The 24,061-nt window shown below is 64.1% G+C and carries 26 protein-coding genes and 1 riboswitch; of the genes, 17 read left to right on the top strand and 9 right to left on the bottom strand.

Translation table 11 applies throughout. The features are described 5' to 3' along the window. The first annotated feature begins 112 nt into the window (after positions 1-112). From J2X98_RS19635 to J2X98_RS19650, 4 genes are all read left to right on the top strand, one after another. Complete coding sequence (locus J2X98_RS19635; RefSeq protein ID WP_237430704.1) at positions 113-1,030, top strand: cation diffusion facilitator family transporter; 918 nt, start codon at positions 113-115, stop codon at positions 1,028-1,030. After that, positions 1,030-1,722, top strand: a complete 693-nt coding sequence (locus J2X98_RS19640; protein ID WP_237430705.1) for a DsbA family protein — start codon at positions 1,030-1,032, stop codon at positions 1,720-1,722. Before J2X98_RS19635 ends, J2X98_RS19640 begins: the two co-directional genes overlap by 1 nt. A gap of 59 nt (positions 1,723-1,781) precedes the next feature. Then, entirely contained in the window at positions 1,782-2,396 is a 615-nt protein-coding gene (locus tag J2X98_RS19645) for a hypothetical protein (protein ID WP_237430706.1), read from the top strand. Between the two features lie 102 nt (positions 2,397-2,498). Continuing rightward, on the top strand, positions 2,499-3,113 hold the full coding sequence (locus tag J2X98_RS19650; protein ID WP_237430707.1) for a copper resistance CopC family protein: 615 nt from the start codon (positions 2,499-2,501) through the stop codon (positions 3,111-3,113). Positions 3,114-3,171: 58 nt separating this feature from the next. Here J2X98_RS19650 and J2X98_RS19655 read toward each other — a convergent pair whose 3' ends face one another. The 7 genes from J2X98_RS19655 to J2X98_RS19685 form a co-directional block, all read right to left on the bottom strand. Beyond that, positions 3,172-3,483, bottom strand: coding sequence for a hypothetical protein (locus J2X98_RS19655; RefSeq protein WP_237430708.1), 312 nt, complete (start codon positions 3,481-3,483; stop codon positions 3,172-3,174). 361 nt (positions 3,484-3,844) lie between these two features. Next, complete coding sequence (locus J2X98_RS19660; protein WP_307311603.1) at positions 3,845-4,018, bottom strand: hypothetical protein; 174 nt, start codon at positions 4,016-4,018, stop codon at positions 3,845-3,847. A gap of 133 nt (positions 4,019-4,151) precedes the next feature. Beyond that, entirely contained in the window at positions 4,152-4,391 is a 240-nt protein-coding gene (locus J2X98_RS19665) for a DUF3188 domain-containing protein (RefSeq protein WP_236803137.1), read from the bottom strand. A 362-nt stretch (positions 4,392-4,753) separates the two neighbouring features. After that, the gene (locus J2X98_RS19670; protein ID WP_237430709.1) at positions 4,754-5,533 is read right to left on the bottom strand and encodes an NlpC/P60 family protein; all 780 of its coding nucleotides are present in this window, start codon (positions 5,531-5,533) and stop codon (positions 4,754-4,756) included. 3 nt (positions 5,534-5,536) lie between these two features. Beyond that, positions 5,537-5,734: riboswitch (cyclic di-AMP (ydaO/yuaA leader) on the bottom strand. Positions 5,735-6,078: 344 nt separating this feature from the next. After that, entirely contained in the window at positions 6,079-6,555 is a 477-nt protein-coding gene (gene lspA / locus J2X98_RS19675) for a signal peptidase II (RefSeq protein ID WP_237430771.1), read from the bottom strand. A 47-nt stretch (positions 6,556-6,602) separates the two neighbouring features. Then, positions 6,603-8,555 carry a heavy metal translocating P-type ATPase gene (locus J2X98_RS19680; protein ID WP_237430710.1) on the bottom strand — a complete coding sequence of 651 codons (1,953 nt, stop codon included), beginning with the start codon at positions 8,553-8,555 and terminating at the stop codon, positions 6,603-6,605. Then, positions 8,552-8,953, bottom strand: coding sequence for an ArsR/SmtB family transcription factor (locus tag J2X98_RS19685; RefSeq protein WP_237430711.1), 402 nt, complete (start codon positions 8,951-8,953; stop codon positions 8,552-8,554). The genes J2X98_RS19680 and J2X98_RS19685 overlap by 4 nt, the downstream gene beginning before the upstream one ends. 254 nt (positions 8,954-9,207) lie before the next feature. Between J2X98_RS19685 and J2X98_RS19690 the strand changes: the two genes are divergently transcribed. From J2X98_RS19690 to J2X98_RS19735, 10 genes are all read left to right on the top strand, one after another. Then, complete coding sequence (locus J2X98_RS19690) at positions 9,208-9,927, top strand: ZIP family metal transporter (RefSeq protein WP_237430712.1); 720 nt, start codon at positions 9,208-9,210, stop codon at positions 9,925-9,927. A 304-nt stretch (positions 9,928-10,231) separates the two neighbouring features. Beyond that, positions 10,232-10,675, top strand: a complete 444-nt coding sequence (locus J2X98_RS19695) for an ArsR/SmtB family transcription factor (protein ID WP_237430713.1) — start codon at positions 10,232-10,234, stop codon at positions 10,673-10,675. Continuing rightward, positions 10,672-11,004, top strand: coding sequence for a TFIIB-type zinc ribbon-containing protein (locus J2X98_RS19700; RefSeq protein WP_237430714.1), 333 nt, complete (start codon positions 10,672-10,674; stop codon positions 11,002-11,004). The genes J2X98_RS19695 and J2X98_RS19700 overlap by 4 nt, the downstream gene beginning before the upstream one ends. A gap of 65 nt (positions 11,005-11,069) precedes the next feature. After that, entirely contained in the window at positions 11,070-13,571 is a 2,502-nt protein-coding gene (locus tag J2X98_RS19705; protein WP_237430715.1) for a heavy metal translocating P-type ATPase, read from the top strand. Between the two features lie 657 nt (positions 13,572-14,228). Beyond that, positions 14,229-14,660: a hypothetical protein gene (locus J2X98_RS19710; protein ID WP_237430716.1), complete on the top strand. Its 432-nt coding sequence runs from the start codon at positions 14,229-14,231 to the stop codon at positions 14,658-14,660. Continuing rightward, entirely contained in the window at positions 14,617-14,997 is a 381-nt protein-coding gene (locus J2X98_RS19715; RefSeq protein WP_237430717.1) for an ArsR/SmtB family transcription factor, read from the top strand. The genes J2X98_RS19710 and J2X98_RS19715 overlap by 44 nt, the downstream gene beginning before the upstream one ends. Continuing rightward, on the top strand, positions 14,994-15,476 hold the full coding sequence (locus J2X98_RS19720) for a GNAT family N-acetyltransferase (protein WP_307311619.1): 483 nt from the start codon (positions 14,994-14,996) through the stop codon (positions 15,474-15,476). The genes J2X98_RS19715 and J2X98_RS19720 overlap by 4 nt, the downstream gene beginning before the upstream one ends. Before the next feature lie 133 nt (positions 15,477-15,609). Then, positions 15,610-15,948, top strand: a complete 339-nt coding sequence (locus J2X98_RS19725; RefSeq protein WP_237430718.1) for a YnfA family protein — start codon at positions 15,610-15,612, stop codon at positions 15,946-15,948. A gap of 635 nt (positions 15,949-16,583) precedes the next feature. Beyond that, positions 16,584-17,591 carry a DUF349 domain-containing protein gene (locus tag J2X98_RS19730; RefSeq protein ID WP_307311683.1) on the top strand — a complete coding sequence of 336 codons (1,008 nt, stop codon included), beginning with the start codon at positions 16,584-16,586 and terminating at the stop codon, positions 17,589-17,591. A 332-nt stretch (positions 17,592-17,923) separates the two neighbouring features. Continuing rightward, the gene (locus J2X98_RS19735) at positions 17,924-18,256 is read left to right on the top strand and encodes a histone-like nucleoid-structuring protein Lsr2 (protein ID WP_307311623.1); all 333 of its coding nucleotides are present in this window, start codon (positions 17,924-17,926) and stop codon (positions 18,254-18,256) included. Between the two features lie 94 nt (positions 18,257-18,350). Here J2X98_RS19735 and J2X98_RS19740 read toward each other — a convergent pair whose 3' ends face one another. Beyond that, a complete protein-coding gene (locus tag J2X98_RS19740; RefSeq protein WP_221387286.1) occupies positions 18,351-18,791 on the bottom strand; it encodes a DUF4913 domain-containing protein in 441 nt (146 codons plus the stop codon). 3 nt (positions 18,792-18,794) lie between these two features. After that, positions 18,795-20,570 carry a type IV secretory system conjugative DNA transfer family protein gene (locus J2X98_RS19745; RefSeq protein ID WP_307311626.1) on the bottom strand — a complete coding sequence of 592 codons (1,776 nt, stop codon included), beginning with the start codon at positions 20,568-20,570 and terminating at the stop codon, positions 18,795-18,797. A 227-nt stretch (positions 20,571-20,797) separates the two neighbouring features. Between J2X98_RS19745 and J2X98_RS19750 the strand changes: the two genes are divergently transcribed. The 3 genes from J2X98_RS19750 (at position 20,798) to J2X98_RS19760 (ending at position 24,049) form a co-directional block, all read left to right on the top strand. Next, a complete protein-coding gene (locus tag J2X98_RS19750; protein ID WP_307311629.1) occupies positions 20,798-21,889 on the top strand; it encodes a tyrosine-type recombinase/integrase in 1,092 nt (363 codons plus the stop codon). A gap of 4 nt (positions 21,890-21,893) precedes the next feature. Continuing rightward, positions 21,894-22,277: a helix-turn-helix domain-containing protein gene (locus J2X98_RS19755; RefSeq protein WP_253030982.1), complete on the top strand. Its 384-nt coding sequence runs from the start codon at positions 21,894-21,896 to the stop codon at positions 22,275-22,277. 407 nt (positions 22,278-22,684) lie between these two features. Further along, on the top strand, positions 22,685-24,049 hold the full coding sequence (locus J2X98_RS19760; RefSeq protein WP_253030981.1) for a hypothetical protein: 1,365 nt from the start codon (positions 22,685-22,687) through the stop codon (positions 24,047-24,049). Positions 24,050-24,061 lie beyond the last annotated feature (12 nt).

A 24,061-nucleotide genomic window follows, 5' to 3' on the forward strand; every position in this document is an offset into this window, starting at 1 on the left:
ACGCCCCCGATGATCCGCAGCGTAGATCCGCCCGGTACCTGCAAAGAATCCGGCTGCGGCCAGGACAAGAAGCCCTCACCCCTGCCCCGCCAACCACTGTGAAGGATCCCTCATGAGCGGACATGACCACGACCACGCTGCGGCAGGTGCCGGCCACCGCGGAAAACTCATCATCGTTTTCGCTGTTACGTTCAGCGTCATGGCCGCGGAAATCATCGGTGCCGTGCTGACCGGAAGCCTCGCGCTGCTGGCCGATGCCGGGCACATGTTCACCGACTCCACCGGTCTGCTGATCGCACTGATCGCAGCCTCGCTGGCCCTGAAACCACCGACACTGAAACGCACCTGGGGTTACAAGCGCGCCGAAATCATCGCAGCGGCCTTCCAGGCTGCCCTTCTGCTGGGCGTTGGCGCGTTCGTGATTATCGAGGGCATCCGCAGGTTCTTCGAACCGCCGGAAATCGCCGGACCGACGATGCTGTGGTTCGGCGTCATCGGTCTGGCCGGCAATGCCATCGGGCTGATTGTTTTGGCATCAGGCCGGAATCATAACTTCAACATGAAGGCCGCCTTCCTTGAAGTCCTCAACGATGCCCTGGGATCCGTGGCCGTCATCGTTGCGGCGATCATCATCGCCCTGACCGGCTGGGTGCAGGCCGATGCCGTGGTGTCCCTGCTCATCGGGGTCCTGATCATCCCCCGCACCCTGAGACTGCTCCGGGACACGGTGAATGTGCTGATGGAAAACGCGCCCGCCGGACTGGATCTGGGCCAGGTCCGGGAGCACATCCTCGCCCTTCCCCACGTCATCGACGTCCACGACCTGCACGCGTCCCTCGTCGGTTCCGGAACCCCGGTACTCTCCGCCCACGTCACCGTCGAAGACGGCTGCATGACGGACGGGCACGCCTCCACCATCCTGGCGGACCTGCAGCGCTGCGTCGCCGAACATTTCGACGTCAGCGTCGAACACTCCACCTTCCAGATTGAAGCAGCAGCCCACCGCGACCAGGAAAGCATTCATCACTGATGTCACAACCAAAAGCCACTTCCACGCCCCCGGCAGACCCTGCCAAACGCGCCAGGACCGTCATCTGGATCCTGCTCGGAGTCATCCTGGCCGCAGGAGCCATCTGGTACGCCGTGTTTACGCTCAACAAACCCGCGCCGGTGGCCGTCCAACCCGTCGCCGAGGCCCAGCTCGTCCGTGAGGACAGCCACCGGGTCACCGCTCCGGCAACCGAGAAGGCCCAGCTGGTAGAGTTTTTGGACTTCGAGTGCGAAGCCTGCAAGGCTGCCGAACCCGTCGTGGCCGAGCTGAAGGCAGAATTCGGTGACCGGATCACGGTCGTCCACCGTTACTTTCCGCTCCCGGCCCACCGGAATTCCGGGCAGGCGGCGCTGGCCGTCGAAGCCGCCGCCCAGCAGGGAAAATACGAACAGATGGCCGCGAAAATGTTCGAGACCCAGCCGCAGTGGGGTGAAAAGCAGGACTCCCAGGCACCCCTGTTCCGCACTTTCGCCGAAGAACTCGGACTGGACCTGACCGCCTACGACGCCGCTGTAGCCAACGAAGCCACCAAAGACCGGATCCGTCAGGACATCGCGGACGGTAAGGCGCTTGGCGTGACCGGGACGCCGACATTCTTCCTCAACGGTGAAAAATTGACGCCGAACACGATGGAGGAATTCCGCCAGAAACTGGCGGACGCCGCCCAGTAGCGGTTTCCCGCCGCCGCCAGCAGATTCCGGAAAGAACCAGCCCCACAGGAAGGACCGGGATGAGAGTTCAGCGCGCGCCGTTCCGGTTGCTGCGGACCGCCGCCCTGGCAGGATCAACCCTGTCGCTGGCCGCGGCGGCGCACGTCTCCGCCGGCGGCCTCCTGCCCCCGGCACCGGTACTGGCGGCCTGCACGTCCCTGCTGGTCCTGGCCATCATCATCCTGACCAGATGGAAGCTGAAGACGCCGGTTCTTGGTATGGTCCTGGCCGGCGGTCAGGGCCTGCTGCACTCAGTGATGTCCGCGTTCCCTCCGACAGCGGCCGTCGGCCCTGCCCTCCCGGCTGTCGCGCCGGGGACACACCACCACCCCCTGATCGGCTCCGGGGCGCTGCTGCCCGCAGGGCAGGACATGCATCCGCATCTGGTGTGGGACCTGGGACCTGCCATGATCACCGCCCACCTCGGCGCGACGGTGCTGACCGCGCTGCTGCTGGCCAAAGGCGAATCAGCCCTCTGGGCGCTGGCAACCTGGCTCCGACCCGTACTTTTCCTCGCGCCGGTCCCCTTCGTTCCGGCCCTGGCAGCGCTGGTTCCGGCCCCGCCCCGGGCCCCGGTTCTGCGCCGGATAATACTCCACACCCATTCCCGGCGCGGGCCGCCCGCTACCGCCTGAAGCCCTTTTCGCAGGCCCGCAGCCACGGCCGCGCCTGCACCCTGCAAGCACGTTTCAGCGGAAACGTCGTGCACCCAAAATCTTTCCCAAAGGAAACCAACCATGAAATCGCGCCCCAGAATTAGTACCCGCCTGCGCCTGGCAGCCGTCGCCGCTCTGCTGCTGCCCGCCGCCGCAGTGGCCTCCCCTGCCGTCGCCCACGATGCCCTGTCCTCCACGGCTCCGGCCCGCGACGCAGTCGTGGCCACCGCGCCCGAAACGGTGTCACTGACCCTCACCGAGCCTCCCACGGATTCAGCGTCCCTGAACCTGAGTGTCATCACCGTCACCGACGGCGCCGGGAACACCGTCAGCGACGGCACTGTAAGCGTCAATGGGGCGACCTTGTCGACCAAAATCGCCCCAGGGACACCGGGCAGCTACAAGGTGCTTTGGCGGGCCGTGTCCTCGGACGGGCACCCCATCGAAGGCAATTACGCCTTCACCGTCCAAGCGCCCGCGACCGCGGCATCATCCCAACCGTCGGTACCCGCAACCCCTTCAGCTGCCGCCTCCTCGCAGGCCCCGCAAAACACCGCCAACGCCATGCCGCCGACGGCCCCGAGGCCCAACGACGATAACGCGCCGCTGGCCGTGGGAATCGCCTTCGGGATCCTGGCAGCGGCGCTGGCCGTGACCTGGTGGGTGCGCCGCAGAAACGCCGGACAGCGCTCCTGACCTACGTCTTTCCGGTGTTCCCGTCGCGCGGGAGCACCGGAAAGAACCCAGGAACGGCCTACGACCGGACAGACGCTCCCGCTTCCCGGGCTTTCCGGCGATTCGCCAGCATCCTCAACAGCGCCGCGGTCAGGGCTGCGACCGCCATGACCGCAACGGACACCGCCCCGGCAGTAAAGAGTCCCTGCGCGAAAACCGGCAACGGGGCAGACGCCTCAGCGGCGACCATGATCGTGATGTAGTACGCCGCCGTAGCGGCCAGCCACAGGCCACCAGCCGCGGCGACAGCCAACGACCAGCGCCAAAACCAGCGTTCACCGGGCCCGTGGGACAACGCAACAGCCAGCAGGACAATTCCCGCGACGGCCAACAGTTGAGCAGGCAGCAAAAATGGTCCGGCAACGAGGCCGATTGGAACGCAGATACCGCCAACCATCAACAAACGCCGGCAACCAAGCGGCATACCCGATGCCCGGGACGGCGCGGCCGGCCGATGAGGACCCTCGGCCATTGTATTTTCAGCGGTCATACGGTTCCTTGAATCATCGTCAGGACTGGCCCGGGGGCGGGACAGCATCCGTGGGGCGCGATGAGGCTCCTCACGACTGTACAGGAATGGATGAATGGACTCGCGCGTCCACCAGGTCCGTGCAGGTCAGCCACTGCGTCAATGCACGTGGCTGGTGCTGGAACATATTGGCGAACCACTCGACAGGGCCCCGGAAGTTTCGTTAGGGTGTGGGCTTGCCGGCTTGCGGCTCACCGGCGGTGGCAAGGTTCGTATCCGCTGCGTCCGGACTGTCCTGCCCTGGCAGACGGACCTGCGCCTGGTAGCGAACCCGGCGGATCCGCCGGGTCATGGACACCATGAGCATCACGACGGCTATGACCATAAACGCGGTCATCAGAAACCCGAGAAATCCCGGTGATACCTGATCGGGACTCAAACCGGGCCTCAGCCCGTCAGTTCCGGGACCGGGAGTAGGCATCGTGCTTAGGGCCTGCAGGCCAGCCGCGACGAAAGCGTTCTGCACTGGGTCATCCTTTTCTTGAAGAATTTCGAAGGCGTTTCTGGACCTGATGTCCGCGGATGACAACCCCTGCAGCGTGAAGCAGCAGTCCCGCGCCTATGACAGCCAGCGATGCAAACGACAGGGCCTCATTTTTGGCGGTCTGGCCAAAAATGTTAATCGCGATTCCCAGCGCAATCAGGGCCATGGCACTGAAAACAACCGCTTTGTACGATGCAGGTGCGGTGGCCCAAAACTCGTTTAGCACCCATCCAGCATATGCGGAAAAGCCATGCCCACCTTTTCACGTGCCGCCACGCAGGGGGTTGGCGCCCGCAGTACGTCTTGCCGTTCTCGCCGGAACTCCTCTGGAGGGTTCAACAGCCACGGGGCCTGTCCGTGGAAACGGGCGAGCCTTCGGCTGTACGGTTGCACCTCAGCACAACAGGCTTCGGCGGGACCTTCCGGCGTCTCCGGTCCCTTGGTGTGAGGGTGCAGAGGTTTTGAGGCGCCGGACCGGAGTAAGAGGCAGGGTACTCGACCCTCGACAGAGGGTCCAGTGTGCGAGGGCATGCTGAAGGCCGGTGATTCATTGCCCCCAAGGCATTGAATCACCGGCCTTCAGTGGTTTTATTTGCCTGCGCGCACGAAGGTCACGGCGCCTTTGGAGGTCATCCAGGTCAGGGGGTGGACCGCTGTTTCGTTCTTGCCGTTCAGGCCGGAGCTGAGGACTTGGCCGTTGCCGACGTAGATTCCTACGTGGCCGGGCTGCATGACCATGTCGCCGGGCTGGGGGTCGGTGACGACGGTGCCGTAGTTCATGAACTGCATCGGGCCGAGGTCGCCGACGGGGATGCCGGCAGCGTTGAGGGCGTTTTCGACCAGCCGTGTGCAGTCCTGGATCATACCGATCTGGGCGTAGGCGGAGGACAGCATGATGGCGTTGATCCCGCCCGCGGCCGGCGCGGGCGCCGGCGCGGCAGGGGTGACGGTGACCTGGGCCTTGGCGGGCGCAGCGGCTGGCTTCACAGTGGCAGCGCCCACGGGGACCGTGGCTTTGGGCGCTTCGGCGGCGACTGGCTTGGGTGCTTCCACGACGGGTGCAGGCGTGGTTTCCACTGCGGGACGCTCGAAGGTGATCTGGATCGTGGCGTCGGCGGTCAGCGGGGTCTGGGCCTGGCCTGCGACTTCGAGGGTGGATGCCGGCTCGGCGTCGCGCTGGGCCGGGGTGTCTGCTGCCTGGGCGGCGGTGATGCCACCGGTCAGGACGAGGCCGGAGGCTGCTGCGAGGACGGCTGCCTGGCGGCCTGCGGTGCCGGCGTTTGCGGCGACGGATTGGGACAGCACGGCGATGGCGCTGGTCTGGACGGAGACCGCGCGGTGGCGGCCGTGAGTTTTGCGCATGGGCATGAAAGGGCCTCTCCCACTGCCTGCGAGGTTAGCTGTCGGATTCGGATGGGAGACACCCGGCCGCGGTGGTGCACGAAAGGCACCAGGCACGGCTTCACCCCAAGGCCTGCTCGAAGCGGGCCAACTCTGGGTTCCCCGTCTCTGCCGGACGAATTTTACGAACGGATCCCTGGCAGCGGCAGAGTTAGGCAAGTCTGCTCGGGAGTGCCGTATTCGGAGAAACCGGCACGGTCAGACCCTATGTCACAAAAGCCCCATTTGTCACATTTGCGTAACGCCCTGACTGTGGTAACAACCTGCTTGGCACCCGGCAGATACGCGGGGGTATTTTCGGGGATGTCGTCAGTGACCTGGTCAGACCCCGCCGGTGCCTGCACTGCCTTCCACAGCCGTTCAATCCCAGCGCCCATCGATCCTTCATTTTCAAGGACCGGAAAAGCATGGAAGCAATGTCATCGATGTTGGTCGCTGCTAATACGGCCGTCGTGGCCAGGATGAGCAAGTCACTTCCAGCGTCAGGAGGCCCGTGTCCGGACTGCAGCTGGTTACGCCTTTTCCTGTTCGCGGGATCCCAGCAGGCTGCCCAGCACGTACAGCCCTACGCCGACGGTGACGAACACGTCGGCGAGGTTGAAGGTGGGAAACCAGCCGCTGTGCAGGTAGTCCACGACGCCGCGCCCGTCCATCCGGTCCACAAGGTTCCCGGCACCGCCGCCAACCACCATCGCCGCACCCGCCCGGGAGAGCGCCGGCATGGCGGGGGCGGTGGACACTGCGTACCAGGCCATGGCCAGGACGATGATGGCGGTCGCGGCAATGACCAGCCACGGGGCGAGGTTAGCCCCGAGGCTGAAAGCGACCCCGGTGTTGTACAGCAGTTTCAGGTTCACCAGGCCCAGATCGACCGTGGCACCGTTGGAGAGCAGTTCCTCGGCCAAGGCCTTGATAACCAGGTCGGCCACCCCGAGCACGGCGGCCGAGACGAGCAGGCCAATTTTTACCCGCCATGCTTTGGCGCCAATTGGTGGTGTCCTTGCCGGATCTGCCGGATCTGCCGGTGACGGGACGCTCACGCGGCAGGTTCCAGTGCCGGCGCGGGTTTGGCCGCCCGGAGTGCTGTCTTGCGGCTGATCCGGCCGGCGCGGACGCCGTTGCCGATCACCACGATTTCGGCGAGTTCGTGGATCAGGACGACCGCAGCCAGTCCCAGGGCGCCGACCAGTGCCAGCGGGATCAGGATTGCGATCAGCAGCAGGGACAGGCCCACGTTCTGCAGCATGATGGACCGGGTCCGGCGGGCGTGGTCCAGGACCTGGGGCAGGTGGTTCAGGTCCTCGCCCATCAGGGCGATGTCGGCGGTTTCAATGGCGACGTCGGTGCCCATGGCGCCCATGGCAATACCGGTGTCGGCGGTGGCCAGGGCCGGGGCGTCGTTGACGCCGTCACCGACCATGGCGGTGGGCTGGCGGGACTTCAGGGTCCGGATGATCTCGGCCTTGTCTTCCGGGCGGAGGTCGGCGTGGACTTCGGTGATGCCTGCGTCCTTGCCCAGGGCCGCGGCGGTGATCGCGTTATCACCGGTGAGCATGGCCGTGGTGTACCCGGAGGCGGTCAGCCGGGCGATGACGTCCCGGGCTTCGGGGCGCAGTTCGTCACGGACTGCCACGGCACCAATGACTTCGCCGGCGGATTCGATCAGGACGGCGGTGGCGCCTGCCGTTTGCATCCGCTCGACATCCCCGGCAAGGGCGCCGGCGTTGATCCAGCCGGGGCGGCCCAGCCGGACGGTCTTGCCTTCGAAGCGGCCTTCCAGGCCGGCGCCGGGGACGGTGTCCACGTCGGTCACGTCGGCCCTGGCCGGGGATGCGGCGAGGATGGCTCGGGCCAGGGGGTGTTCGATGCGGGCCTCCAGCCCGGCTGCGAGGGCAAGAACGTCTTCGCGGGTAGTGGTCCCGGCGGCGGCGACATCGATGACTTCGGGCTTGTTCCGGGTCAGGGTGCCGGTCTTGTCCAGGGCGATGGTGCGGATCTTGCCGAGGGTTTCCAGTGCGCCGCCGCCCTTGATCAGCACGCCGATGCGGCTGGCGGCGCCGACGGAGGCGACAACGGTGACCGGGACGGAGATCGCCAAAGCGCACGGCGATGCGGCCACGAGGACGACCAGGGCGCGTTCGAACCACAGCAGCGGCTCTCCGACGATGAAGCCGAAGGCGATGATCAGGGCCGCGGCGATCAGGATGCCGGGGACGAGCTTGCTGGCGATGTTGTCCGCCAGGCGCTGCCCGGGTCCCTTGCGGGACTGTTCGGCCTCGACGATGTGCACGATGCGGGCCAGGGAGTTGTTCTCCGCGGTGCTGGTGACTTCGACTTCCAGCGGCCCGGTGCCGTTGATGGACCCGGCGTAGACCTCGCTGCCGGGACCGGCCTCCACCGGCACGGATTCACCGGTCAGGGCCGAGGTGTCCAGGGAGGTGCGGCCGGTGATGATCCGGCCGTCGGTGGCCAGCCGTTCGCCCGGGCGGACGACCATCCGGTCCCCCGGAACGAGCTCGGCCGGGTCAACGGTGACCTCCGTTCCGCCGCGAAGGACTGTCGCTTCGGCCGGGACGAGGTCCAGCAGGGCCCGCAAGCCGCGCCGGGTTTTGGCCAGCGAGTATTCCTCCAACCCTTCGGAAATGGAGTAGAGGAAGGCGAGCATCGCCGCTTCCTCGAACTCGCCAAGGGCGACGGCGCCGACGGCGGCGATCGTCATCAGGGTCCCGACGCCGATCCTGCCCTTGACCAGGCGGCGCAGGGTGGAGGGAACAAAGGTCCACGCCGCGACCAGCAGCGCCCCGATTTCCAGGACCAGGCGCAGCCAGTCCGGGCCCCCGGTCAGGGACAGGGCCCAGACGGCCACGAGCAGCACACCCGAGATCGCGGCGGCCCGGATCTCGTTGATCTGCCAGAAGCCGACAGCTTCCTCGGCCTCTTCGGCCGCGGTTTCGGGCTTGTCGTCGCTGCAGCCGCAGGCATCGCTCATCGGGCGTTCTCCTTCGTCAGTTCCACGTTTGTCAGTACGGCGCCGGTGCTTCCGGTGCCGTAGTTCGGGCACAGGCTGACCGCGTTGCCGGTGGTGGCAAGCAGGATCTCGGCCTGGGCAAGCATGTCCATCAACTCGGGGCGCGACAGCGAGTAATGGACGCTGCGGCCCTGCGCGCGGCCCTGGACCAGGCCACAATCGCGCAGACACGCCACATGGGCGGACACGGTGGACTGGGCAAGCCCCAGCTCCCCCGCCAGATCCCCCACCCGGATCTCGCCGGCGGCCATTCGCTTCACGATGTTCAACCGCGTCGGATCGCTTAACGAATGAAACAAAGCCGCTGCGGGTTCAAGCCCACCGCAAGCATCCCCCGAACCAGCCATTTGTATCGTCATGCAGCGATGATATCCGATTAAAACGATGGGAACTCGATATGGGTTTTCTCGTCCTTCGGAACCTGACGGAGGGCTTCGGGCACGCCGTCCGGAGTCCCGAGCGGGGTGAGGTTCAAATATCGAAACATTTGCCGTGACTCCGGTAGGGCGCTGGCGGTAGCGTGAGGCAGCAAAAGACCGCCTGCACTGGGCGGGTAGGGCACATGTCCTCTGGGTTGCCTAAAGCAAGGCGTGGTTTGAAAGGTGTTGACAGTGTGAGTCTTTCCGCCCAAACGCTGGTGCTGGTCGCGTTCCCGGTCGCCGCGGCGGCCCTGGGGTCGGTCATCGCTGTCCTAAAGCCCCCGGGGCCAAAACTCTCCAGTGCGATTCAACACTTCGCGGCGGGCGTGGTCCTGGCAGCATTGGCCGGAGAAGTACTACCGGACCTGCGGGCAGAAGGAAACCTCGGGTTCGCGGCCGCCGGTTTTGCCGCAGGCGCAGCTGTCATGCTGGCGTTAGGCGCCCTGGGCCGAAAAATGGACAGAAAGTCCCCGGCGTCCGGGACACTGCCGACAGGCCTGCTGGCCGCCGTCGGAATCGATCTGCTGCTGGACGGTTTACTCGTGGGGCTGGGGACTGTTCTGGGTGCCAGGGAGGCGCTTATCCTCACCATCGCCCTCACCATCGAAATCCTGTTCCTGGCACTGTCTTTGACAGTAGAGCTCAAGGAAATTGGCATATCCAACGTCCGTGCAGCGGCAACCAGCAGCGGACTTGGACTCCTGACGGCCGTCGGTGCGATAGGCGGTGCTATCTTCCTCGGTGGTGCCGGCGCGCCCCTACTGGCCCTTGTTCTCGCCTTTGGTGCTGCCGCTCTTTTGTATCTCACGGTGGAGGAACTGCTGACTGAAGCGCATGAACAGGAAGAAACGGTGTTTTTGGGTTCCATGTTCTTCCTCGGGTTCCTCGTCATCTACATCCTGGGGGCACTGTAAAGAGCCGCCTCAAAGCCTGCATTCCTTGACGCTTTAGTGAAATCCCCCTCGGGCCATCTCCCCCATCCTTTCACCGACGTCCAGGGAGGATTCACGGTCGAGGACGTAGATGCTTTGACGGAAACAGGGGCTCGGGGAGCCATAAAGGCGCCGCAATCACACCAGCCGTCACACGCAACAGATAGTACTGCGCCATGCCCCGCCTGCTGTTCTGACATCCTGGCGGTTCGGACGGCAGCACCAAGACTGAAAACTGGTGAATGACTCGCGGCGTCAATATCTGAACAAATGATAATCTGTTCAGATGAGTCGTCGATTACGTTCCATTACCGATCCGGATGCCCTGCCCGGATATCGGGACAACGATCGTGCCTCTGCCCGCATTGAGTTTCTTCGGGAGGCACTGCCCCCAGGCGAGGATGTTGAGCGGGTTGCCGCGGTGTTCCGGTTGATGGGAGATCCCGGCCGGGTGCGGATCCTCGCCACGCTGCTGGAGGCCGGGGAGGTATGCGTGCATGACCTCGCCTCGGTGGCCGGGCTCAGCGAATCCTCAGTGAGTCAAGCTCTTCGACTCATGCGCGCGCACCGAGTCGTGGAAACCCGCCGCGCTGGCCGGGTCGTGTTTTACCGTCTCGGCGACAACCACGTTCGGATGTTGCTGGACCTGGCGATCACCCACGCCGGGCACTCCCCCGCAGTCACCGCAGTCTCTTCCCCTATCGACCCCACTCGTCAGGAGCCCACATGAACGCCTCGCCTGCCCCTCTTACTTGCCCTAAATGCGAATCAGAGATGCGTCCCTACGAACGCAACGGGGTCATCATCGATCAATGCACAGGGTGCCGCGGAATCTTCCTGGACCGCGGTGAACTGGAGTCCCTGATGGATGCTGAAGCCGCGTTCTACGCTGCCCGGAACGCCGCACCCGGAATGACACAGCCCCCCTATGCCCAGACTCCGCAGCCCCCCTACGGCCAGTCTCCCTATGCGGACCGGCGGGACGGTCACCACAGTGGTCATGGTGACCGGCACGACCGCCGCAAGCGCGGGGGGTTCCTCGGGGATCTGTTCGGCTGAACCCCGAAGCCCCTGCACCAGCACCCCTCAACCTGACCGGCCCTGACTATGAGAAGTGAGCACGCGTGGCGATCGACACCCAGCTTGACCTGAAGACTGTTTTGCCCGAGGCGCTGGATGAACAGGACGCCTGCGTGCGCAGTCTGACCGAGGGCCTGCAGGCCCGGCAGGGCGTTATCGATGCCCATGTCAAGCGCCCGGACGGCGCCGAAGCGGCGCAGCTGTGTGTGCATTTCGAACCCGGTCTCATCAGCCTGGGCCGGATCCGCGAACTGGCCGTGTCCCTGGGCGCCCGGGTGGACAGCGACTTCGGCCACCTCAGCCTTGATGTGGACGGCATCTCCAGGTCCGCCCGGGCGCAACTGCTCGAACAGCGGCTGCGCGAGCTGGACGGGGTGGCGGAGGCCCACGTCTCCGCCACCGGCTCCGTTACGGTTGAATACCTCACGGACCGGACCTCGGAGAAGGCGGTTTTGGACCTTCTGGCACGCTTTGGAACACCACCGCGCGCAGGCCGGCTCTATCTCTCCGAGGCACGCCATGCAGGTGCCGTCGAAGCTGGCCTGCCAGAAGCGGACGCGCATGACCGCAGGCACGAAAAGCAAGAAGAACATGATCACAAACACGGCGGGATCTTTAGTGAGCGAAGCGAGCTGATCTTCGCGGTCCTGTGTGCCCTGACCCTGGCGACGGGGTTCCTCCTGGGGCTCAGCTCTGCGGTTCCGGACGTAGTTTCCACGGCGCTGTATATCGCCGCGTATTTCTTCGGCGGCTACTACACCCTGAAGGAAGCCATCCAGACGGTGATGGCCAAACGGTTCGAGATCGATTTCCTGATGCTGGTCGCAGCCGCCGGGGCCGCGGTGCTCGGGGACCTGGCCGAAGGCGCCCTGCTGCTGGCTCTGTTCAGTATCGGCCACGCCCTGGAAAGCTATGCCATGGGCCGGGCCCGGCGCGCCATCCAGGCCCTGGCCGAACTCGCCCCGGACACCGCACTGGTCAGACGCGCCGGTGCTGAGCAGGAGATCCCGGTCGGGGAATTGCGGATCGGCGACACCGTCATCATTAAACCCAACACCCGCATTCCCTCGGACGGTTACGTAACCGTCGGGCAGAGCAGTGTGGACCAGTCGGCGGTTACCGGGGAAAGCATCCCAGTTGACAAGACCCCCATTGGGCAAGAGGCGTCCCGGAAGGAGGCCGACATCCCGGCCGAAAGCCGGATCTATGCCGGAACGGTCAATGGTCCCGGCGTCCTGGAGATCGAGGTGACACGGCTGTCTAAGGACTCAACGCTCGCCCGCGTGGTGCGGATGGTCAGCGAAGCCCAGGCCCAAATTTCGCCCACGCAGCGCTTCACGGACCGCTTTCAGCGCGTATTCGTCCCCGCCGTGCTGATCCTCGTCCTCGCCCTGCTCTTCGCCGGCCTCGTCATCGAGGAACCGTTCTCCGCCACGCTCTATCGGGCCATGGCCGTCCTGGTCGCCGCCAGCCCGTGCGCGCTGGCAATCTCCACCCCCAGCGCCGTCCTGTCCGGGTTGGCCCGGGCAGCCCGCGGCGGCCTGCTCATCAAAGGCGGGGGACCTCTGGAGAACCTGGGCACGCTGAGCGCGATCGCCTTCGACAAGACCGGGACTCTTACGGAGGGCAAACCCGAAATGACTGACGTGGAACCCGCGGCGGGGGTGAAGGAATCCGAGTTGCTATCCGTCGCACTCGCCGTCGAATCCCAAAGCGACCACCCGCTGGCCTCGGCCATCGTGACGGCGGCACGCGCCCGGCTGGACGGCACACCGCCGCTCACCGCCGGGGCTGTCACCAGCATCACCGGCCGCGGGGTCAGCGCCCTGATCGACGGCGAACAGATCCACATTGGCAAGCAGCAGCTCTTCACCGAAACCGACGGGTCGCCGTTGACCAAGGACATCCTGGACTCCACTGCCCGGCTCGAGGCCGGGGGACGGACCACCATGGTAGTGCGCCGGGGGTCCAGGTACCTGGGGGTCCTGGGCCTGATGGACACTCCCCGGGACTCCGCAGCAACAGTTATCACACAGCTGCGCCAGGCCGGTATACGGCACATGATCATGCTCTCGGGTGACAACCAGACCGTCGCCGGTGCTGTGGCCGGGAAGCTCGGGCTCGATGAGGCCCGCGGCGACCTGCTCCCCGAGGACAAAGTCAAAGCCGTAGTCGAGCTGCGGGGCCGGGAAAATAAGGTCGCGATGGTCGGTGACGGCGTCAACGATGCACCGGCCATGGCCAACGCCACTGTCGGGATCGCGATGGGCGCCGCCGGCTCGGACGTCGCCATGGAAACCGCCGACGTCGCGCTTATGGGAGATGACCTGAAACGGCTCCCCTTCGCCGTGAATCTTAGCCGGCAATCCAGCCGAATCATCCGGCAGAACCTTTGGGCCAGCCTCGGCGTCGTCGCGATCCTGATCCCGGCAACGATCACCGGGGCCATCGGCATTGGCTTGGCGGTCCTGATCCACGAAGGATCAACCCTGCTCGTCGTCGCCAACGCCCTCCGCCTCCTGGCCTACCGCGAACCCAAAACCTAATAGAAGCCTCACCATCACCGACCCCTGACTAGGCCTTTAGCATGGGAACCCGGTCGATGGACGGCGATAGATGGGCCCTGGCAGGCTGCGCCTGCAAGCGGTGGCTGCAGATACTGTCCTATCTCCGGGAGATTTCCCGCGACCCCGCCTGGTGGAATGCCCTGTTGGTTATCACTCTGGCCGCGGTAGGCACGTTAGACGCCCCTGATGGCTAAACGCCCCTGCCGGCTTGAGGCCGTCAGGCAGGTATGGAACTCCTTGGCGCAGTCCCTCATCATTTCTGGCCAGTCGTTGCCCGGCGCGGGGGATGGCGTACTGATTCCCGACCATCACCCAAACTTTTGGACTAGATGGTCGTGTCTTGTCCTACTGGGATATGTCGGGGAAAGTTCGTTGCCGGCGTGGACCCGCCCGACGTCCTCGCGCACCTTGGTCGCGCTGCAACGCAGGTCCCCTCCATCACCTCATTCTTGCTGCCAACCCGAACTAGAAACTCGCCGTATTTGTTTTCAGGCAGTCCTCCCACCGGATCGAGAATTACGGGCCGAAGATCACGACATCTGCCACGCGCTGTCACTTAACCGAGAGTCGGCACCGGCACCGGCCTCATAAACCGGTCGATCCATTCCGGAGTCGAGCGCCGGGTAAATTGGAGGGATGCCCCACTTTTCTTCCCAGTTTCTGCGTGTCCTTTCCTGTGCGGCCACCATCGTTGTCCTGGCGGCCGTCTCCGGCTGCGCCACCCCGGTATCGGCGGGTGACGTACCGACATGGCAGGCCACTACGCTCCCCTCTGACCCAGGAGTCGTAGCGGCAGACGCAGGCCGAATTCTCGATCGGCAACCTGTGGTTCAGCGGAAAGACGTAGAGTCAGGCAGCTACATTTTGACTCTGGTCTGCGAAGGCGTCGGCAAGGCCTTCCTGACGGTGCGCTCCGGGGGCAATGACCTGGTGGAACTCGGAGCGGCCTGCAATGGCGCCAAGGAGACAACCAAAGTCAGCGTTACCGACCCGGGCATGCTGGAACTACGTACGTCCAGTGTGGATGCTCCCCTCCTCTACGCCTACCAGCTGGCCGCTCCCAGGTAGAGGGCCAGGTCAAAGCGGTTCCCGCACCGGCTGCTGCCCGCCGGCAGCGCCCAGCCTGGGCGCTGCCGAGGCGAACGACAGGGCGGCGGTCTTCAAAGCCCTTGCCGACCCGAACCGGCTGCGGCTGCTGTCCATCGTCAAAGGCGCCCAAGGCGGCGAAGCCTGCGTCTGCGACCTCACCGATCCACTGGATCTCACCCAGCCGACCGTTTCCCACCACCTGAAGATCCTCGTCGACGCCGGCCTGCTGCACCGCGAAAAACGCGGAACCTGGGCCTACTTCTCACTCGTCCCCGGCGCCCTCGAGCGCACCGCAGGACTGCTGGAGACCCTGTGACCCCACCAGTTCCGGCGGGCGCCTCCGTTCGCCCCATGTTCCGGGAGGATTGGCCGGACGTCCGGGACATATACCAGGCGGGAATCGACACCGGCCAAGCCACCTTCGACTCCGTTGCACCCGACTGGGACCGGTTCGACACTTCCTGGCTTCCCGGCCATCGGTTTGTCGCCGCAACGCGGGAAGACCAATTCTTCGGGTGGGCTGCTGCCTCCGCCGCCTCAGCCCGCCCCGCGTACTCCGGCGTGGTCGAACACTTCGTGTACATAGCCGCTGCTGCCCGCGGTATGGGTATGGGCATTGGCAAAGCCCTCCTTGAAACGCTTATCAAGTCCACCGAGAGCCATGGCATCGGGACTATCCAGGCCAGCGTCTTCCCCGAGAACGAAGCCAGCCTCAGACTCCACTTTCTCCATCGTCGGACGCCGGCAACGCATCGCCCGGATGGCCCACGGTCCACTGAACGGGCAGTGGCGTGACACCCTCCTGGTCGAACGCCGCTCAACCAGCATCTAAAGACCCGCCAAGCACTTCGACTTCCACTACCGGCAACTCAGCTTGGCCGCCCGTACCGCTAATCCGCATGGCCGCGCGGCTGCAATGATGAACCCTGTGACTATCGCGAAGACCACCCTGCTGTTCATTCTTGCCGCCGCCGCCGAGATCGGCGGCGCCTGGCTGGTCTGGCAGTCCGTCCGGGAAGGCAAGGACTGGTGGTGGGCCGGACTGGGCGTCATCGCCCTCGGTATTTACGGTTTCGCAGCGACATTGCAGCCGGACGCGCACTTCGGCCGAATACTAGCCGCCTACGGCGGGGTGTTCGTAGCCGGGTCACTGCTGTGGGGCATGGCCTTTGACGGTTTCCGACCCGACAGGTGGGATGTTGCCGGCTCGGCGATCTGCCTGCTCGGGGTAGCCGTGATCATGTTCGCGCCCCGAAACGCAGGCTGAACTACAAATCCGACCTACGAGTTGAAAGTTATCCCACTGCCCCGGCAGCATTGCTGCGTGGAACTGTTCCATCGCGCTCTGGGCGCAGAAAGCACAACACTACCTGCCTGATTCCGCGTCCTGTTGAAGCACACCCTAATTTGACGTCAGGTACTCCCCAAACGTGCGTCAGAGATGGTTGCTTACACTCCGATCCTGACATCACGACGCGTGGGTCATAGAACCTGATCTGACGCTCCACGCTGCGCTCTGGCTTCACCAATAAACATGCTTTGGTCCGAGCTTTTGGACCTTGCGTCAAGCTAAGGAACTTTTGGCCTGCCAAACCCTCGCCGCTAGCCGAAGAAAACCCGGAAATCACTCACGCAAACCCTAAGATTTGTCTCAACCGAAATGCCCCAGTGCATTCCGTCTGTAGATTATCGACATTGAAGAGGGGAACAATGAGCGCTGGCAGTAAGTGGACTCGCGCCCGGGTCCTGCACAGGACGTTTAACGGCGAACAGGTAACGATCAAAATTGCCACTGACGGACAGGACGCGCTTGTTGCCAGGGGACACCTGGCAGATGTCCAGCCAGGTAACGACCACGTTCATGTCTGGGACTTAGCTACCGGTGACTTTCGACTCCATGACATGCGTCTCTCACGCAGCTTGCTACCCAACATTCGAGACGACGAGCGAAATCGGCCGACACCACGGGACGAAGCGAGACATGCTGATTTGGTCAGCAGGGCCCAAAGCCTTGCGCGTTCTGGGACGCCGGACGCTAGGACTATATCCGCGGCTCGAGAACTCGATCGTGAATGGAAATCTGCAGGCAAGGCCTCTCCGGCCAACTATCATGCATTCCGGTCTGCCATGGATGAAATCTTTGCCGCAAACAAGCAGCGAATTGACCAAATGAAAGCCGATTGGGCGGCGAATAAGAGCGCGAAGGAACGCCTGGTTTCGCAGGCTGAGTCTCTCGCGTCCAGTTCGGATCTCCGAGCGGCTTCCGATCGGATGAAGTCCCTCGGCGATGAGTGGAAGCGCATAGGCCCGTGCGAAAAGTCTGATAATGAGCGGCTGTGGGGACGATTCAATGCTGCGCGCACGCGTCTTCGTGAACGCAAGGACCAGGAGTTCAACAAGCGCAAAGCGGAGTGGGCAGCAAACAGAAGCGCAAAAGAACGCCTAGTGGGCCGGATGTCTTCCCTTTCCTCATCGTCAGACTATCGGGCAGCGAAGGATGAAGCTCGCTCCTTGACGGACCAGTGGCGGGCTGTCGGACCATGTGAAAAATCCGATCAGGAGCGTCTTTGGAATGACTTTAAGTCAGCAAAAGACCGCCTATTTGAAGCGGCGAAACGAGACGGGGAACAACGCGCTGCCGAGCGCAGGCAACGCGCGTGGGAACGGGTCTCTCGCCTGGAAGAGCAGTTGAGGAACACAGAGGCGGCGCTTTACCGTGCCCAAGATTCATACTCGCGAGCCCTATCAGCAAGGTCCCCGTCCATGAATAATCCGAACTGGATGACCATTGTGCGAAATCAACAGGAACGGCAGTCCAACGCGAGGTCGAAGATTGCTTCTCTCGAGCAACGAAAGTCAGACTTGGTGTACAAGCTCATGGACGCGCGGTCGAAAGCCAACTCCTTGTGAGTCCATTTCAACTTGCGCAACAAGCTGTTGCGCAAGTTTTGGAGGCGCCGGCACAGCTGGTTCCGCTGCCCACAGCCGGGGAGAACCCTGATGGGTTATCCACCGCTACTGCTGCTGAGGGAGCCTTCCCGATAGCTCCCGGTTTCAGCCGTGGATAACCCGGGTTGACCCCAACCGCGGACTGCTCGCTTCGTGAGTGCCGTTCGCTGCGCTCTTCCTATTGCCCAGCTGACTCGCAAATTAGCCGACGTCGTGATTGGTCTCCTCGGTTGGCCATCAATCACCTGTCAAGTGGCACATCCTTTCGTTCAGCAGGCTGTTAAAATTGTTTTATGGCAAAAAAGACGGTCGTGGTTTTGGAAGATGACATTGATGGCTCGGAAGCTAGCGAAACGATATCTTTCGCCCTCGACGGCAGTGAATACGTGATTGATCTGAACGAGGGGCACGCGAGTGAACTGCGCGGAGCCCTGAGCCGTTTTGCCGATGCTGGACGCAGGGTATCTAGCGGCCGTGGTCGCTCGGCGGCGGCCCGCACGAAGTCCTCCCAGGGTGGGCCGGATGCAAAAGCGGTACGTATGTGGGCGGCTGAGAACGGCATCCAGGTAAATACTCGTGGTCGTATTCAAGCGGAAGTCGTGGAGAAGTACGAAGCCGCTCACTAGGGCCGAAACGAAGGAAAGTCGGGGCTGGGATCTATAACAGATTCCAGCCCTGACTTATTTTATTGGACTGACCTCATCCCGCAGCTTCCTGTTTCTAGGAGGGAATAGTCCGCACGTCCGGAAACCAGCCGGCCGGGGCCTTCTTTGGTTCGAGGTGTTCGGGGTCCCGGTGCTTTTGCATGTCGCATTTGTAGAACGGTCCGCGCGGGTCCAGGAGGATGCTCATGTGGTGGTCTGCGTGGTCTTTGAACCAGACGCTCATGCCGGTGGCCCCGTCGAGCCTGAGGTGTTCCCAGGCCCGCCAGAGCGCCTCTACACGGCAGACAGCTTCGGGGTGGAAATACCACTCGGTGCACCACTTCGCTGCCCGGCCGTCCACGTCACGGACGTACGTAGGCAACAGCTGCTCGTGCAGGAATTCTTCGGCTGAGCCGTAGACCAGCTCCGGGGGCTTCTGCTGCTCGCCATCATCAGCGCCAGCTCCCTGTGTGTCCGAACTGGGAGCTTCACTGAAGCGTCCGATGTCTATGGTCATGCCCTACTCCCCTACCCGGGTCACCCATGGATTTGCGGCCGCCGCTGCAACCGGTACCGGCTCCTCCTCCTGCTGCGGGCTGTACTTTTTGATGGATGCTTCTACGGCTTCCTTGTGGGGGCCTGTGTACCAAGGCATGGTCCTGACCAGGGTGGCTGGGGCGCCGGATGCCAGGACGACGGCGCGGCCGCGGTCGAGTTCGGCAAGGTTGGAGACGTCGAAGATCCGTTCCTTGCTTTCCTGCCGAGAGCGGCTGGACCCTGACTTCCCTGATGAGACGGAGACGTTGATGTAGCTGTAGTCGCCTATCAGGTCAGAAAGGGCGCGGAGGAAGCCTTCTTCAGCGACACCGCCGCCGTAAACCTTGACGTTCGCGGCGGACCAAATCTTTCGCATGTTCGCCTCGCCCCAGAGCTCGACGCCCTGGGACCAGGACTGCAGGATGCCCATGACGATCAGGCCTTTGGAGCCGTAGTGGCTGAACTGGTCCGGCAGGCCGGCCCAAAGGACTACGTTGGCCAGCTCGTCCAGGGCGAACAGGGCCGGCTTGGGCAGGCGGCCGCCGCTGCGCTCTGCCCGTTCCTCCATTGCCTCAGCGATCGCCACGGTCAGTGCCGTGGTGAGTGGGGCGGCTGAACCTGCCCCTTCCTTGGAGAGGATGTAGATCGTCTCCTGGGACGCGGCGAAGGCGTGCGGGTCGAACTGCTGGCGCGCATCCGTGGCTACGTTGGCACCACGGCTTGGGGCGACCCACCGGAGGGTGTTGCGGCTCTTGAGGCACTGGATCATCTTCTCGGCGGTGCCGAAGATACCGTCCCGCTGCTTGTCGGCCAGCTTCAGCGTGGACTCCAGGCCCTTGTACTGCAGCTCGTAGTCATGCTCACGGAGGATTTCGATGGGTTCCTGGCTGACCTGCTCAGTCACCCACAGGTACACCTGCGTGATCGGCAGACCGCCCAGTGCTGCCGCCAGGAAGTACGACGAGAGAATGTCCTCCGCTTTGGGGTCGAAGTAGGCATCCGGCTTCGACCCGGGAACCCGGGAACCAACCGCGAAGTGCTGGGTGAGCTTGTACGCCTTCTCTTCGTCGGTGACGTAGGAGAGGGGGTTCCACCACCAGTCCGGTTCTTCCTGGGCGATCTTCTGCGGATCGAACACCCACACCGGGGCCGTGGCCTCGCGGACACCACGGGTGCCGTCCACCACGTCACGCTTATTTGACGTCGAAACCACCGCTCCGGGGGCATCCAGGATTGCGGGCATCACCCGGGACGTCGATTTACCGGTCCGGGGTCCCCAGATGTCGAGGCTAAGGTCTTCCCAGGACTGGACGAACTTCTGGCCGGTGGAAACCACCTTGCCGACGACGATGCCGGGGTTGTCCTTGATGCCCAGCCGCTCGGCCTTGGCCTGAGCGCCCTTCTCTGAGAAAGCATTGAGGGACTGTCCGCGACCGAGGTAGCGGGCGGCCTTGTCCACGCGGGCACGCTTGGACGCACCCTGCCGCCACGCCACCAGGACGACGACGCCCAGCGTCAGAATCAGTCCGACCAACACGCAGACGACGACGGTGGCTTGGGGCGGCCACGGCACCTTGCCCTTGATGAGCCCGGCGATCAGGTCAACGGGGTGGGCCGGAGGCGCGTCCATGCCGGCCATCCACGACCCGAGGTGCACAGCGGCGTACGTGCCGCCGCCGAAGACGACAATAAAGCCGATGGCCAGCCAAACGAGGACGGCGTCCCCGAGGCCCAGGCCTTTGCGGTTCGGTGCGCTCACAGGGGTCCTCCTTCAGTTGGCATGATGGGTGCTGGCGGGTCGAGGATCGGTTCAGGGGATGTCTCTATTCGCTCAGGTTCGTTGGGCTGATTTGGGGCTTGAAGTCGCGTTTGGGCAGGTGGCGTTGGATCGAAGCCGCTGTGGGACCAAACCGATGAACCATCGACGAGAGTGACGGTTTGGGCGTAATGTCGACGCATGCTCGCTCCTTCTGAAGTTGTTGACTGATGGCGCTGGTGGTGTTGCCTGGTGGGGCCGCCATGGATCCGGGGTTCTGGAGTGTGCAGGCGGCCGAGGACTTCGAGCAGGAGATCGTTGACCAGTACGCGCTGGCGATGGCGGCGGCTGGTCTGAGCGACTCGCACATCCGCAATACCCGGGCGACAATCATCGAATTTGCCCGGTCGGTGACTGGACCGTTGTGGACGGCGACGTGTCAGGATGCTGACCGGTTCCTTGCCGAGCAGAAGCGGCTGGGACGCAGTGTGAGCACCAGAGCCGGCAAGGCAGGGACGCTGGCGCTGTTTTACGAGTTCGTGATCAGCCGTTACCAGGGCCGGATACATCGGGCGACCGGGGTGCTGGTCGAACAGCCCATTGATGAGTTCAACCGCCCGTCCGGGGCATCCCTTGGCAAAGTCCGGGTGCCACCGTCGGATGCCGAGATCGAAACGTTCTTTACTTCCTGGCGGCACTCGATCCCGCAGGCCCGCAAGTATCTGCCTGCCGCGCGGGATTACTTCGCTGCCTCGCTGTGGCGTCGGCTGGGGCTGCGGATTAACGAAACGGTGATGCTCGATATCCGTGACTGGCGCCCGGACCTGGGCGGGTTCGGCAAGCTCCATGTCCGGTTCGGCAAAGGAGCTCACGGCCGTGGCCCGAAGCCGCGTCTTGTGCCCGCGATCAACGGCGCTGCAGAGCTGATCGACTGGTGGCTGGGCGATGTCCGACACCTGTACGGCGGGGACTGGGAGGATCCGGACGCACCTCTGCTGCCCTCGGAGCGCTTTGACCGTGAGCTGGGCCGATGCGGCCGGGTCGGTGACAACGCACTGCGGCGCAGCCTGGGGTTGCAGATCGATCAGTGGTTGCCGGCATGGTCGGGGCGGATGACTCCCCACGTCCTGCGGCATTACTGCGCCTCCTCGCTCTACGGGGCCGGGATGGACATCAAGGCCCTCCAGGAACTGCTGGGTCATCAGTGGCTTGCGACTACCTCGGGCTACATCCACGTGCGCAGCGAGTACGTCGAGCAAGCCTGGAAAAACGCCAATGAGCGGATCGAGTCCCGATTCGCGACAACACAAAAGGAAGGATGAGACCGTGCAGTGGAACCTGCGGATCCGCGCCGCTGAACGTGGGATCTGGAAGTCAGCGCAGATACGCCGGATGCTCGCCGATGCCGGCCTAGAGATCAGTGCCGGGAAGATGTCCTCGTGGTGGGCCGGAACGCCGGCCACGATGAGACTCGAAGAGCTTGACGTGCTCTGCTCGGTGTTGAAATGCACACCGGCAGACCTGATGACCCCCGAACCTGACAAGGTCGCCGCACGTCGCCCACGCGTCACCGAGACCATAAACGGCAACGACACCGGCGCCGGCACCGGCGATGGTAGGCCGTCTTCCGTTGTGTCTCCGAGTTTTGGCAAGGTATCACCGGTCGTAACGCCGAGATTCGGCAAGCCACGGTCCGAGCCTCCCCTGTAGGCAGGGCTGTTGTGAGTCCGGCTCCGGGCCCGATGGCGCCGCTTCGGCCGCCATCGATGTGCCCCCGCTGTCAGATCAACAGGGTCGCATGGGCCTATCCACGGGTGGACTATTGCTACGACTGCCTTCCCGGTGGCCCGTTCAGCCCACCTCCATGCTCCAAATGCGGCACCAGCAGGGACTACTTCAGCCAGGGCATGTGCGCCATCTGCCATCCCGGCAGTCCGCAACACCCAGGCTCGTGCAAGGAATGTTTTGCTTGGGGTGTCTACCGCCGCTACAACTGGACGTGCTGGCCTTGCCGGTGGTGGCGCTCCCACTACCCTGATGGAATCTGCGACTTTTGCGGACGCACCACCCGAGTCGGAGAGCGGCGGGCCTGCCGGCTCTGCCTGGAACAGGCACGAATGCTCCAAGAGCCTGGACGCGGTCTGGACCTGGCGGGCGCGACCAAGGCCGGCCACCAGCTCTTCTTCGCCAACATGAGCTTCCACCGTCATGGGGCGCCAAAGCTGAGCCCGGAACAACGCGCGCCATGGAAACTGCGAGACAAGAACAACCAGCGGGTCACCGCACCCGCCGCCGACATGGGCATGCAGACGACGCTGTTCGACATGCCGCCCGACCAAAAGGCTGTCGCGGCCCGTGCCCGACTCGAAGATAACGATCTGACCCGCTATTGCGCCGCCATCGTCCGTCAACATGCCCAGAGGGCCGGCTGGAGCAAACGGCAACGCAACGACGTGACCCGGTCCCTGAGGCTCCTTGAGGGCCTGCGGCCCAGCCCAACCGCTAAAGTCCGCGCCACCGACGTCCTTCAACTGCGGCAATACTCCGGCAATGTCCTCTCTACGATCGACGTACTGGCCGCGGCCGGCCTCCTCATCGAGGACCGGCCGACCCACATCGAACGCTACTTCGCTGCCAAGACCAGCACACTGCCACCGGCCATGAAGGACCAGCTCGAAATATGGCTGCAAGTCCTGATCAACGGCGCCCACCAGGCGCCCCGGCAGATCCCGCGGGACCCCAAGACCATCAAGGCGCACATCCTGGGCATCGAACCCATCATCCACGCCTGGGCCGAGGCGGGGCTCCAGTCGTTCGCCGAGGTCACCCGCGCCGACATCACAGCCGCCTTGGACGAAACCACGGCCCGGCGCCACATCGCCGGAAACGGACTCAAATCGCTCTTCACGACACTCAAAGGCCGCCGACTCATCTTCGCCAACCCGACCCGAGGGATGAAGGCGTCCCCGAAAGGCAGCACAATCCCCCTCGCCCTGGACGCCGCCGTGATCCGCGAGGAGCTGAACTCCCCGAACCAAGCCGTTGCCCTCGCGGTTTCCCTGGTAGCCTTCCACGCCCTGACCGCGCAACAGATCAGCGAGCTGAAACTCACCGACATCAGCGACGGACACCTGAAACTCGGCGACCGCGACATCCCACTGGCCGCCCCCGTACGCACACGCCTGACGGCCTGGCTCGACCACCGCAACCGAACCTGGCCAGGCACGGCCAACCCGCACCTGCTCATCAACCGGCGCACCGCGCCCAGGCTCCTGCCTGCCAGTCGACAGTTCCCCTGGGCCGGCCGGACGCTGCGGCCCCGAGTCCTGCGCGAAGACCGCATCTTGCATGAGATCCACGCGACAGGCGGGGACATCCGCCGAATCTGCGACCTGTTCGGACTCAGCGTCGAAGGCGCCACCCGTTACCTGAACACTCTCGAGCACCCCGACCTCACCCGTCAGGACACACAGGTTCCCTGAACCTAAGCACCC

The sequence above is a fragment of the Pseudarthrobacter enclensis genome (assembly GCF_030811655.1).
In the GTDB taxonomy this organism is placed as follows: Bacteria; Actinomycetota; Actinomycetes; order Actinomycetales; family Micrococcaceae; genus Arthrobacter; species Arthrobacter enclensis_A.

Coding starts and splice junctions, on each gene's coding strand:
- J2X98_RS19695 (WP_237430713.1), top strand. CDS start 10,232: ATGAGTCGTCGATTACGTTCCATTACCGATCCGGATGCCCTGCCCGGA.
- J2X98_RS19710 (WP_237430716.1), top strand. CDS start 14,229: ATGCCCCACTTTTCTTCCCAGTTTCTGCGTGTCCTTTCCTGTGCGGCC.
- J2X98_RS19715 (WP_237430717.1), top strand. CDS start 14,617: ATGCTCCCCTCCTCTACGCCTACCAGCTGGCCGCTCCCAGGTAGAGGG.
- J2X98_RS19750 (WP_307311629.1), top strand. CDS start 20,798: ATGGCGCTGGTGGTGTTGCCTGGTGGGGCCGCCATGGATCCGGGGTTC.
- J2X98_RS19645 (WP_237430706.1), top strand. CDS start 1,782: ATGAGAGTTCAGCGCGCGCCGTTCCGGTTGCTGCGGACCGCCGCCCTG.
- J2X98_RS19730 (WP_307311683.1), top strand. CDS start 16,584: ATGCGTCTCTCACGCAGCTTGCTACCCAACATTCGAGACGACGAGCGA.
- J2X98_RS19650 (WP_237430707.1), top strand. CDS start 2,499: ATGAAATCGCGCCCCAGAATTAGTACCCGCCTGCGCCTGGCAGCCGTC.
- J2X98_RS19735 (WP_307311623.1), top strand. CDS start 17,924: ATGGCAAAAAAGACGGTCGTGGTTTTGGAAGATGACATTGATGGCTCG.
- J2X98_RS19740 (WP_221387286.1), bottom strand. CDS start 18,791: ATGACCATAGACATCGGACGCTTCAGTGAAGCTCCCAGTTCGGACACA.
- J2X98_RS19760 (WP_253030981.1), top strand. CDS start 22,685: ATGCTCCAAGAGCCTGGACGCGGTCTGGACCTGGCGGGCGCGACCAAG.
- J2X98_RS19635 (WP_237430704.1), top strand. CDS start 113: ATGAGCGGACATGACCACGACCACGCTGCGGCAGGTGCCGGCCACCGC.
- J2X98_RS19700 (WP_237430714.1), top strand. CDS start 10,672: ATGAACGCCTCGCCTGCCCCTCTTACTTGCCCTAAATGCGAATCAGAG.
- J2X98_RS19660 (WP_307311603.1), bottom strand. CDS start 4,018: ATGACCGCGTTTATGGTCATAGCCGTCGTGATGCTCATGGTGTCCATG.
- J2X98_RS19680 (WP_237430710.1), bottom strand. CDS start 8,555: ATGAGCGATGCCTGCGGCTGCAGCGACGACAAGCCCGAAACCGCGGCC.
- J2X98_RS19685 (WP_237430711.1), bottom strand. CDS start 8,953: ATGACGATACAAATGGCTGGTTCGGGGGATGCTTGCGGTGGGCTTGAA.
- J2X98_RS19640 (WP_237430705.1), top strand. CDS start 1,030: ATGTCACAACCAAAAGCCACTTCCACGCCCCCGGCAGACCCTGCCAAA.
- J2X98_RS19670 (WP_237430709.1), bottom strand. CDS start 5,533: ATGCCCATGCGCAAAACTCACGGCCGCCACCGCGCGGTCTCCGTCCAG.